The organism is Thiorhodococcus mannitoliphagus (assembly GCF_010915725.1).
Lineage (GTDB): Bacteria > Pseudomonadota > Gammaproteobacteria > Chromatiales > Chromatiaceae > Thiorhodococcus > Thiorhodococcus mannitoliphagus.
Genome location: NZ_JAAIJR010000494.1, coordinates 1 through 365, shown reverse-complemented (window position 1 = coordinate 365; position 365 = coordinate 1). Strand labels below are relative to the sequence as shown.

The window sequence follows — 365 nt, the reverse complement described above, 5'->3', positions numbered from 1 at the left end:
ACGGCGCTCCTCGAACAGGCGCAGCAGGCGCCAGAAGCCAACACGGGCACCGTAGTCGAAGAGACTCTCGGCGCTGTAGTGACGCTGTCCCAAGCGCCGTTGGAGGCCGGGAAGCTCGGGCAGGTAGTCCTCGGAGCCGTCATCGCCGTTGAGCAGGGTGCGCTCGGCGCCCTCCTCAAGGTTGAGGACGCATTGGACCACCAGCCGTGCCCCGCCCGGCCACTGCGGATCTGGCGGGTGCCGTCCGTCACCCTTGAGGTCTCGCGGGTGCCAGGCGTCCATCCTCAGCCCAGCTCGAAGGTCGTGACACCGAAGATTTCGTGGTCGGGAAGCCTCGGCGGTGGTCCGTAGTACATCCGGGCGCA

At 67.7% G+C, this 365-nt stretch carries 1 pseudogene; it reads right to left on the bottom strand.

Annotation, left to right across the window (positions count from 1 at the left end):
• Nucleotides 1-282, bottom strand: a pseudogene (locus G3480_RS29770) (chitin deacetylase); the annotation flags it as partial.
• Between the last annotated feature and the right edge of the window lie 83 nt (nucleotides 283-365).